A 273-nucleotide genomic window follows, 5' to 3' on the forward strand; every position below is an offset into this window, starting at 1 on the left:
GTGCTGCCGCCGGTGCCGCGCGCGGACCAGGAGACCGACGAGGACGTCGAGCGCCGCGAGGGCGCACCCGGCGCCAGCGGGGGGATCCTGCGGGCCGCCCCGGTACCGCCGCTGCCGCCGCTGCGGCACCGCTGGGTACCGGCCGCGGACGACACCCAGGTCTTCCCCATGCCGGTGCTGCCGCCGGTGCCGCGCGCGGACCAGGAGACCGACGAGGACGTCGAGCGCCGCGAGGGCGCACCCGGCGCCAGCGGGGGGATCCTGCGGGCCGCC

1 pseudogene is annotated in these 273 nt (G+C 80.6%); it reads left to right on the forward strand.

The window, feature by feature from the left end:
- A pseudogene (locus E9529_RS21660) lies at positions 1–273 on the forward strand (murein biosynthesis integral membrane protein MurJ); the annotation flags it as partial.

The sequence above is a fragment of the Blastococcus sp. KM273128 genome, assembly GCF_021698975.1.
Classification (GTDB): Bacteria; Actinomycetota; Actinomycetes; order Mycobacteriales; family Geodermatophilaceae; genus Blastococcus.